At 66.6% G+C, this 9,768-nt stretch carries 10 protein-coding genes; 6 read left to right on the forward strand and 4 right to left on the reverse strand.

Annotated features, from left to right (window positions below; translation table 11 throughout):
• Window positions 1–1,105: AMP-binding protein (locus tag AS156_RS45435; RefSeq protein ID WP_430641841.1), on the reverse strand; the 1,105-nt coding region annotated here is incomplete at its 3' end.
• A 201-nt stretch (window positions 1,106–1,306) separates the two neighbouring features.
• Here AS156_RS45435 and AS156_RS43175 point away from each other — a divergent pair.
• The 3 genes from AS156_RS43175 (at window position 1,307) to AS156_RS37570 (ending at window position 3,250) form a co-directional block, all read left to right on the forward strand.
• A complete protein-coding gene (locus tag AS156_RS43175; protein ID WP_160331195.1) occupies window positions 1,307–1,453 on the forward strand; it encodes a hypothetical protein in 147 nt (48 codons plus the stop codon).
• 106 nt (window positions 1,454–1,559) lie between these two features.
• Window positions 1,560–1,775 (forward strand): hypothetical protein, encoded by a 216-nt coding sequence (locus tag AS156_RS37565; protein WP_066515050.1) that lies wholly within the window; start codon window positions 1,560–1,562, stop codon window positions 1,773–1,775.
• Between the two features lie 281 nt (window positions 1,776–2,056).
• Window positions 2,057–3,250 carry a DNA topoisomerase IB gene (locus tag AS156_RS37570; RefSeq protein WP_066515231.1) on the forward strand — a complete coding sequence of 398 codons (1,194 nt, stop codon included), beginning with the start codon at window positions 2,057–2,059 and terminating at the stop codon, window positions 3,248–3,250.
• 158 nt (window positions 3,251–3,408) lie between these two features.
• Here AS156_RS37570 and AS156_RS37575 read toward each other — a convergent pair whose 3' ends face one another.
• From AS156_RS37575 to tsaD, 3 genes are all read right to left on the reverse strand, one after another.
• Window positions 3,409–3,822: an EVE domain-containing protein gene (locus tag AS156_RS37575; protein WP_066515051.1), complete on the reverse strand. Its 414-nt coding sequence runs from the start codon at window positions 3,820–3,822 to the stop codon at window positions 3,409–3,411.
• A 115-nt stretch (window positions 3,823–3,937) separates the two neighbouring features.
• Entirely contained in the window at window positions 3,938–4,918 is a 981-nt protein-coding gene (locus AS156_RS37580) for an NAD(P)H-dependent glycerol-3-phosphate dehydrogenase (RefSeq protein ID WP_066515053.1), read from the reverse strand.
• A 200-nt stretch (window positions 4,919–5,118) separates the two neighbouring features.
• Window positions 5,119–6,192, reverse strand: coding sequence for a tRNA (adenosine(37)-N6)-threonylcarbamoyltransferase complex transferase subunit TsaD (gene tsaD, locus AS156_RS37585; RefSeq protein ID WP_066515055.1), 1,074 nt, complete (start codon window positions 6,190–6,192; stop codon window positions 5,119–5,121).
• A 205-nt stretch (window positions 6,193–6,397) separates the two neighbouring features.
• Between tsaD and AS156_RS37590 the strand changes: the two genes are divergently transcribed.
• The 3 genes from AS156_RS37590 to AS156_RS37600 form a co-directional block, all read left to right on the forward strand.
• Entirely contained in the window at window positions 6,398–7,129 is a 732-nt protein-coding gene (locus AS156_RS37590; RefSeq protein WP_066515058.1) for a uroporphyrinogen-III synthase, read from the forward strand.
• Window positions 7,130–7,362: 233 nt separating this feature from the next.
• Complete coding sequence (locus AS156_RS37595; protein WP_066515060.1) at window positions 7,363–8,523, forward strand: COG4223 family protein; 1,161 nt, start codon at window positions 7,363–7,365, stop codon at window positions 8,521–8,523.
• Window positions 8,524–8,530: 7 nt separating this feature from the next.
• The coding region (locus tag AS156_RS37600) for a heme biosynthesis protein HemY (RefSeq protein WP_066515232.1) at window positions 8,531–9,768 on the forward strand (1,238 nt) is incomplete at its 3' end.

Consider the following 9,768-nt stretch of genomic DNA (forward strand, 5'->3'; position numbering starts at 1 on the left):
CCGGCTCGTCGCCGCCCTGCATCAGCGCGCGGATCGCGGTCGGCGCGGTGTAGAAGATATTGACCTTGTGCTTGTCGACGACGTTCCAGAAGCGGGAGTTGTCGGGGTAGTTCGGCACGCCCTCGAACATCAGCGTGGTCGCGCCATTGGCGAGCGGCCCGTAGAGGATGTAGCTGTGGCCGGTGACCCAGCCGACGTCGGCGGTGCACCAGTAGATGTCGCCCTCGTGATAGTCGAAGACGTATTGATGCGTCATCGACGCGAACACGAGATAGCCGGCCGAGGTGTGCAGCACGCCCTTCGGCGTTCCGGTCGAGCCCGAGGTGTAGAGGATGAACAACGGATCCTCCGCGTTGACAGGCTCGCACGGGCATTCATTGGTCACCATCTTGGCGGCCTCGTGATACCAGAGGTCGCGCGTCGGGTTCATGTCGACCTTGCCGCCGGTGCGCTTCACGACGACGACCCAGTCGACGCCGCCGGTCTTGGCGATCGCCGCATCGACATTGGCCTTCAGCGGCACCTTCTTGCCGCCGCGCAGGCCTTCATCGGCGGTGATGACCACCTTCGAGTCGCAATCCTTGATGCGCTGGGCGAGGCTGTCCGGGGAGAAACCGCCGAACACCACCGAATGGATGGCGCCGATCCGCGCGCAGGCCAGCATCGCGTAGGCCGCTTCCGGAATCATCGGCAGATAGATCGTGACGCGGTCGCCCTTCTGGACGTTCCTTGTGCGCAGGATGTTGGCCATCTTGCAGACTTCGTCGTGAAGCTGCCGATAGGTGATGTGCTTGGACTCGGAGGGATCGTCGCCTTCCCAGATGATCGCGGTCTGGTCGCCGCGCTTCTCCAGATGACGATCGATGCAGTTCCAGGCGACGTTCAGCTCGCCGTCCTCGAACCATTTGATCGAGATATTGCCCGGTGCGAAGGAGACGTTCTCAACCTTGGTGAACGGCTTGATCCAGTCGACCCGCTTGCCGTGCTCGGCCCAGAAACCGTTGGGGTCCGATACCGAGCGCGCATACATCTCGCGATACTTGGCATCATCGATATAAGCGCGCTTGGCCCAGTCAGCCGGCACGTCATACACTTTCTCGGACATCATTTTCCTCCACTCATTGCCGATCGCAAACGACGCGGTGGCAAGCCGTCTTGATCATTGCCGCGATTATGCGTGGCCGCGTTCCGGCCGGGCAAGGAAAAAGGACTGTCACGTTCGTCGCGGAGAAGCCGTCAGGCGCGGCCTGTCGGCTTCTGCGTATGTTAAGAGGCCTTTACCGCAATTGGTCGACGAGAGAAACCTATGCTCCATCGCGTGGCTCGGGTCACTGGTCTCTTGGTCGTAGTGACGCAGCTGGCCGCGCCGCTGGCCCGCGCCCAAACGGCGGCGCCGGCGCCGTCACCCGAAGCGCTCGCCGTCGTGAAGGAATTGGTCGCGACAATCATCTGATGGACCCGTTCAAGGCGCTGATGCCGGCGATCATGAAAGGCCTCAAGCCCGCGATCGTCCAGGGCCGCAGCGAGGTCGATCGCGACCAGGACACGCTCTCGCGCCGGTGCTGATCGACGGCTTCCAGGCGCGGTTCAGTGAATTGTCCGATGCGGTGGTCATCATCTACGTCAGCCTTCTACAAGAGCCCGATGGGCCAGAAGTTTCCGAGAAGAGCCCCGTCGTGACGCAGCAATCGCTGATCGCCGGTCAGAAGTTCGGCCAGTCGGTGCATGCGGCAACGGACCATCGAGGAACTGCGCAAGAAGGGCACGACCTCTGACCTGAATTTCGGAGCTGCCGCTTTCGAAATCGCCCCGGTCCGCCGCCGTGGCGGACGGTTCCCGCTATCAATTTCCCGTGGCAAGTCAGGCTGACATCAACGCTGTCGGGCGAATGGCACCCATGAGAGGTATTTAGAAACCGTCAATAACTGATTCGCGACTCGCAATGTCGGTCGAGACCCCCTAAATGGCCTCCCCGAGGGCCGATGGCCCGACCGGAACGAAGCCAGAAGAAGCGGCATTACCGGGAGAACAGGCAAAACATGGCGTCTTGAGAGGCATAATGGATCAGCAGAACATCGCGGCTGTGCGGCCCGTTTCCGCCGATCCTGCTGTCGCCCTGGCGAAGGCGCTGGGGCAATGGCCGTCCAAGCCGCCGCGGGCAAAGTTGTCGCCGCAGGCGAAGGTGCCGTCGCCCAAGCTCAAGTTCGACGCTCCCGCCGTCCTCAAGACCTCGGTTGAAGATCTCGCCCACAATCTGGGCCTGAGGCTCGGCGACCAGAACGAACTCACCATCCGCCGCGTCAAGCGCGGAAAGTCATATTCATTCGTTCGCGCCAACGGCTCGCGCGTCCGGGACGCCCGTACCATCCGCCGGCTGCACGCGATGGCGATGCCGCCGGCCTACCGCCAGGTGCGCTACTCCTCCGATCCGAACACGCATCTGCAGGCAGTCGGCCTCGATGCGGCCGGCCGGCTGCAATACCGCTATCACGCCGATTGGGAGAAGGTCCGCGAGCAGCGCAAGGCGCATCGCCTGGGCAAGCTGGTGGCCGCGCTGCCGAAGATCCGGCGCAAGGTCTCGGCGTTCCTGTCCGGCGACGAGCCGACGCGCGAATTCGCACTGTCGGCGGTGATCGAGCTGATCGCGCGTACCGCAATCCGTCCCGGCAACGAATCCTATGCCCGCCTCAACGGCACCCGCGGCGCGACCACGCTGCTGAAGTCCAACGTCACGCTGGAAGATGATTCCCTGGTGCTGACCTTCAAGGCCAAGGGCGGCAAGGCCGTGCGCAAGGAATGCGACGCGGCCAAGCTGGTGCGCGCGATCGGTATTTTGCGCGCCGTGCCCGGCAAGCGCATGTTCCAGTATTACGACCGCTCCGGTGTCGTGCGCGCGGCCTCGACCACTGCGGTGAACGCGTTCCTGCGCGAGATCGCCGGCATCAAGATCTCGCTGAAGGATTTCCGCACGCTGATGGCGTCGGCGGTGGTCGTGGAATCGCTGTCGCGGATCACGCCGGCCACCAGCCAGCGCGGCCGCAAGCGCCAGGTGCTGGACGCGATTCGCGCCGCGGCCGACCAGCTCTCCAACACGCCGGCGATCTGCCGCAAGAGCTATGTCCACGACACCATCGTCACCGCCTTCGAGGACGGCATCCTCGAGCGCTTCGCCGCGACGATGGGGGGCTATCGCACCCAGTCCAAGCGCGAGCAACTGCTGGCGCAGGTGGTGATGGCGGCGGGGGCGTAAGCGCCGCATCCGCTGTCGTCGTCCCTGCGAAAGCAGGGACCTATAACCACCGTTGTCGATCGTTGAATGAGCTGTGGCCACAGCGCGCTCTAACGTTGCTCGACTGTGGTTATGGGTCCCGGCTTTCGCCGGGACGACAGTGGAGTTTGCTGTGACGCTTACAGCCCGCCCATCTTGCAGACGAGCTTCCACTCCTCGGCCGTCACCGGCTGCACCGAGAGTCGCGAATATTTCACCAGCGCCATGTCGGCGAGCTTCTTGTCGGCCTTGATCGCGGCCATCGTCACCGGGGTCTTCAACGGCTTGTCGGCCTTGATGTCGACGCAGACGAACTTGCCGGTCTTGTCGGTCGGGTCGGGATAGGCTTCCTTGATGATCTCGGCGATGCCGACGATCTCCTTGCCCTCGTTGGAGTGATAGAAGAATGCCTTGTCGCCCTTCTTCATGTTCACGAGGTTTTGCCGTGCCGTGAAGTTGCGCACGCCGGTCCAGGCTTCGCCCTTCGCACCCTTGGCGACCTGCTGGTCCCATGACCAGGCCGAAGGTTCGGATTTCACCAGCCAGTAATTCATGTTGCCTCAACCTCTTCGTCATGGCCGGACTTGTTCCGGCCATCCACGGCTTGTTTCGGCGGCATTATTCAAGACGTGGATGCCCGCGACAAGCGCGGGCATGACGAGGGGATGATTATTCCTCCGCCTTGAACGGCCGCGTCAGCAGGCCTTCGATCGCCGCATCGACCGTCAGCCTGTTGCCCAGGATCGCCGCGACGGCTTTTGATACCGGCATATCGACATTTTGCGAAGCGGCGAGTTCGATCAGCACCGGCGCGGTGAACGCGCCTTCGGCGAGCTTGCCGACGGGGGCAGCTTCGCCGCGGCCGAGTGCGCGGCCGAGCGCGAAATTGCGCGATTGCGCGGTCGAGCAACTCAGCAGGAGATCGCCTAATCCCGATAGGCCGGCGAGCGTTTCGGCGCGGGCGCCGCAAGCGCGGCCGAGGCGGGCGAGTTCGCTGAAGCCTCGCGTGGTCAGCGCGGCGAGCGCGGAGGCGCCGAGGTCGCGGCCGACCACGATGCCGGCCGCGATCGCCAGCACGTTCTTCGCCGCGCCGCCGATCTCGACGCCGCGCACGTCGGTCGTGTGATAGGGCCGGAATGTCGCCGAGCCCAGCGCCTGCACCAGGCCGCGCGCCAGCGTCTCGTCCCTTGCGGCCAAGGTCACTGCGGTCGGCAGGCCGCGCGCGACGTCGTCGGCAAAGCTCGGTCCCGACAGGATGGCGGGCACCGCCTGCGGCGCGGCCTCCGCGATCACCTCGGTCATGAACTTGTGGGTGCCGTGCTCGATGCCCTTGGCGCAGGCGATGACAGGCGTGCCTGGTGTCAGATGCGGCGCAAGATGGCTGACGGAGGCACGCAGATGCTGCGCTGGAGTCACCGCCAGGATGATGTCCGCGCGCGCGGCGGTGGCGATATCCGAGGTCACGGCGATGGCGGGATCGAGCCGGACGCCGGCCAGCCGCGGATTGACGCGCGTCGTCTGGATCTGCGTCGCATGCTCGTCATTGCGTGCATAGAGCGTGACGCTGCGTCCGGCACGCGCCGCGACCCCCGCCAATGCCGTGCCCCAGGCGCCGGCACCGATCACGCTGACTGAGTTGTGCGAGGGCATCGGAATCCCGATCTCAGCTTTGCTCCCTCGCCCCGCTCTTGCGGGGAGAGGGTTGGGGTGAGGGGCTGCGTCCGCGGGCACCGGCCGTGCGGAGAGTCCCCCTCACCCGGATCGCATCCTTGATGCGATCCGACCTCTCCCCGCAGGCGGGGCGAGGTAAGCTGGAGACCGTTCCGCGTTTCGTTATCATCTCGACGAACTCAATATCCTGCCCGGCTGTTGGCATAGCCCTTGGGCGCCTTGGCGTTGGCATCGAGCAGCCAGCGGGCGCGGGGCGGCGCCTCCATCGTGTCGATCAATCCGATCGCCATCCGCTCGGCGCCGGCCCATGCGATCATCGCGCCATTGTCGGTGCAGAGCGCCGGCGGCGGGATGATCAAGGTGGTCTGCGCGCGTGCGGCGACATCCTGCAACGCGTCGCGAATGGCGTGATTGGCGGCGACGCCACCGGCCGCGACCAGCGCCCGCGGCGTGCCGAACCGCTCCTGAAACAGCTTGAGCCCGATGCTGAGGCGATCCGCGGTCGATTCCAGCACGGCGGCCTGGAAGCTGGCGCAGAGATCGCTGATGTCCTGCGGCTCCAGCGGCGTCAGCCGGTTGGCTTCGTTGCGCACCGCCGTCTTCAGCCCCGACAGCGAGAAATTCGCGTCCGGCCGTCCGAGCATCGGGCGCGGAAAGGCGAAGCGCTTCGGATCGCCGTCGGCGGCCGCGCGCTCGACCTGCGGCCCGCCGGGATAGGGCAGCGACAGCATCTTCGCGACCTTGTCGAAGGCTTCGCCCATTGCGTCGTCAACCGTGGTGCCGAGGCGGACATATTCGCCGACGCCGACCACGGCGACGATCTGGGTGTGACCGCCCGAGGCGAGGAACAGGCAGTACGGGAATGCCAGCGCGCAGGTCAGCCGCGGCGTCAACGCGTGCGCTTCGAGATGGTTCACCGCGATCAGCGGCGTGTCGTGCACCATCGCGATCGCCTTCGCGGTGGTGAGTCCGACGATCACACCGCCGATCAGGCCGGGCCCTGCCGCGGCGGCGACCGCGGACAATTGCGGATAGCCGACGCCGGCCTCCTTCATCGCGCTCGCAACGATGCCGTCGAGCAGGTCGACATGGGCGCGCGCGGCGATCTCCGGCACCACGCCGCCGAAGCGGGCGTGCTCCTCGGTCTGCGAGCGCACGACGTTGGACAGGATCCGCCCCGAGCCGTCGGCCTGGCGTTCGACCACGGCAGCCGCGGTTTCATCGCAGGTGGTCTCGATACCCAACACCAGCATCGGTGGTTCGTTACTCAACGTCGGCCCTTGTGCTACGAGCATGATCCGGGAATAGCGGGAACCGGTTTTCCCCCGCGACAAGCCGAGGCGCTTGCGCGGAGATACTGCTCAATGAGAGAGAAATGTCCCTTCCGGGGTAGCATTGCGAGGTCTTGAAGTGCAATCGGTCGCAAACGTCCATTTCGTGTCGCGGGAGCCCTGAGCGGTGGCTGTCCTCGTCACGCGCCCGCATCCCGACTATGAGACCACGCTCGCCAATTTGCGGGCACGGGGCTTCGATGCTCTGGCGGCGCCGATGCTGCGCTTCGAGCCGTTACCGTTCCATGACGATGGCGATGCGCATTATGACGCGGTCATCGTGACGAGCGCCAATGCGCTGCGCGGGATCGATCTCGCCGATAGCCGCCTGTTGCGGTTGCCGCTGTTCGCGGTCGGCGGTCACACCGCCGAGGCCGCGCGGGCGGCCGGCTTCGGCCAGGTGCTGGTGGCCAAGGGCGATGCCATTGCGCTGCGCGATCTCGTGCTCAAGCGGGTCGCGGCCGGCGAGCTGAACAATGCCGCGACCCTGCTCTATCTCGCCGGTGCCGACCTCGCGCGCGATCTGGCGGGCGAGCTGGGCAGGAAGGGATTGACCGTCGTCACCCACACCACCTACCGGATGGCGCCGATTGCGAGCCTGCCGGCCGAGGTCAGCGACGCGTTCATGGCGCACCGGATCACGGCGGTGCTGCATTATTCCCGGCGCAGCGCGCAGGCTTTCCTGGACGCGGTGCGCGCCGGCGGGCTGGAGATCTCGGCCTTGGCCCTGCCGCAATGCTGCATTTCAGCCTCGGTTGCCGCCGTCCTTCGTGACGCCGGCGCCACCCAGCTCGCTGTGGCGGCCTCGCCGGACGAGGGCGCCCTGCTGGATGCGCTTGCCCGCGCTTTGCCGTCCTGACTTGGAGCAATACTTGGAGCAATTCTTTCGCTTGGACATGGCGTTAGCCAAAAACCAGTTTTTCGGATCGTGCCCTGAGAAGTGGGGCCGGTTCTGCTAGAGCATGATCCGGAAAAGTGGAAACCGGTTTTCCGAAAAGATCATGCTCAACAAAGACATGAGATCATGATGCGATTCTATTTAATCGCATCATGATCTAGAATACGCCGTCAATCGCTTTGAGGACCCCCGCGATGGCTGAAGACAGGCCCGAGGATACAGGACCATCGCCGGATTCCGGGCGGCCCAGGCGGGCGCCGCCGACTATCGATCTCGAGGCGACCAATGTCTCGAGCGAGCCGCCGCAGGCAGAGCAGTCAGAGGCATCCGCCGATACCGCTGCCACCGATACCGCTGCGCCCGAAGCCGCACCCCAGCCCGAGCCGCATCCCGAAACGGCTTCGGAAGCGCCGCCGTCCGAACCGCCGCGGCCGGTCTCGCCCTGGGTGGTGGCGCCGGTCTCCGGCGCGGTGGCCGCGGCGCTCGTGATCGCCGTCGGCTGGCTGCTCGGCTGGCCGCAGGTGCAGCCAGCGCCTCAGCTCAATGCCGCGGCGATCGACGATCTCAGCACGCGCGTCGCCGGGCTGGAAGCGAAGGTCAACAAGCCGGCGGCGGCCGATCCGCGCCTGGAGGCGCTGGATAAATCGATCGCCGCGTTGCGCAGCGAGCTTGCCGCCACCCGCGCGCAATCCGACAAGCTGGCAGCCGCCGCCACCGGCGCGAAGACCCCGCCGGACGTGTCGGCGATCACCGCGCGCATCGACAGGATCGAAGGCGCGGTGAAGGCGCAGAACGCCGAGATCGCCAACACCAAAGCCGACGCGAAGCCGGCCGATGACGCGACGTTGCGCCGTGTCGTCGCCGCGTCATTGCTCGACGTCGCGGTGCGTCACGGCGATCCTTTCGTCTCCTCGCTCGCGGCCGCGAAGGCGCTCGCCGACGATCCGGACATCCTGAAGCCGCTCGAGGCCTTCGCCGCATCCGGGGTTCCGAATGCCAACGAGCTCTGCCGCGACCTGATCGAGATCGTGCCGAAGCTCGCGCCGCCGCCGCAGGATGCTACGACGGGCGCGGGGCTGGTCGATCGGCTGCAGGCCGGAGCGTCCAAGCTGATCCGCATCGAGCGGACCGACGGCACCGGCACCGATCGCGGCAGCATCGTCGCGCGCATGACCTCGGCCGCCGTGCACAACGATCTTGCGCGCGCCGAGCGTGAACTGAAATCGCTGCCGCCGGCCGATCGCACCGCCGCGCAAGCCTGGATCGAGCGGGTGGACGCGCGGCGCGCCGCGCTCGACGCCTCGCGGAAGTTCGCCGACAATGCGATGGCGGCGCTCGCCTCGGTCAATCAGTAGGTTCTTGATGATCCGGATCATTCTGTTCCTGCTGTTGATCGCGGTCGCCGCGGCGGGCGCGGCCTGGGTGGCCGATCAAACCGGCGACGTCGTGCTGTCATGGGACGGCTGGCGTGTCGTGACGACGCTGCCGGTGCTGGTGCTCTGCATCGGCATCGTCGTGGTGGCGGCGATCGTGGCGTGGGCGATCCTGCGCGCGATCTGGAAGATGCCGGACGGCATCCGCCGCGCGAGGCGCGAGCGCCGCCGTGCCCGCGGCCGCCATGCCATCACGCAAGGATTGCTCGCGATCGGCCACGGCGATTCGTCGGCGGCCCGCGCGCATGCCGAGGTGGCCGGGCGCCATGCCGCAAACGATCCGCTGACGCTGCTGCTGCATGCGCAATCGGCGCAGCTCGACGGCGACCGTGCCGGCGCGCAGCGCGCCTTCCGCGCCATGGCCGAGCGCGAGGACACGCGGCTGCTCGGGCTGCGCGGTCTGTTCATCGAGGCGCAGCGCGCCGATGATCCGGTGTCGGCGGTGATGATCGCGGAGGAGGCGCTGAAAGTGGCGCCCTCGTCGTCATGGGCTTCGCATGCCGTGCTCGGCTTCTGCTGCGCCAAGGGCGATTGGGCCGGCGCGCTGTCGATCCTCGACAACAACCAGTCGTCGGGATTGATCGACAAGGCGACCTACCGGCGGCAGCGCGGCGTGCTGCTGACGGCGCGTGCGCTGGAATTCGAGACCGCCGACCGCGATCTGTCGCGCAACAGCGTGATGGAGGCGGTCAAGCTCGCGCCGACGCTGATCCCCGCTGCGGTGCTCGCCAGCAAGTTCGAGGCCGAGGCGCATCAGGTGCGCCGCGCCATGCGTCTCGTCGAGACCGCCTGGCTGGCGCAGCCGCATCCCGATCTCGCCGACGCCTATGCGCATGTGCGGCTCGGCGATTCCGCGCGGCAGCGGCTGGTGCGCGTCGAGACGTTGGCGGCCAGGACGCCCGGTCATATCGAGGGCGCGCTGGCGATCGCCCGCGCTGCGATCGATGCGTCCGAATTCGCCAGGGCGCGCGCGGCGCTGGAGCCGTTCATCGCGGCGCCGACGCAGCGCGTCGCGTTGCTGATGGCGGAGATCGAGCGCACCGAGCACGGCGACAGCGGCCGGGCGCGGGCCTGGACCTTGCGCGCGGTGCGTGCGCTGCACGATCCGGTATGGACCGCGGACGGCTACGTCTCGGACCGCTGGCGTCCGGTCTCGCCGGTCACCGG

This window comes from Bradyrhizobium macuxiense, assembly GCF_001542415.1.
Lineage (GTDB): Bacteria > Pseudomonadota > Alphaproteobacteria > Rhizobiales > Xanthobacteraceae > Bradyrhizobium > Bradyrhizobium macuxiense.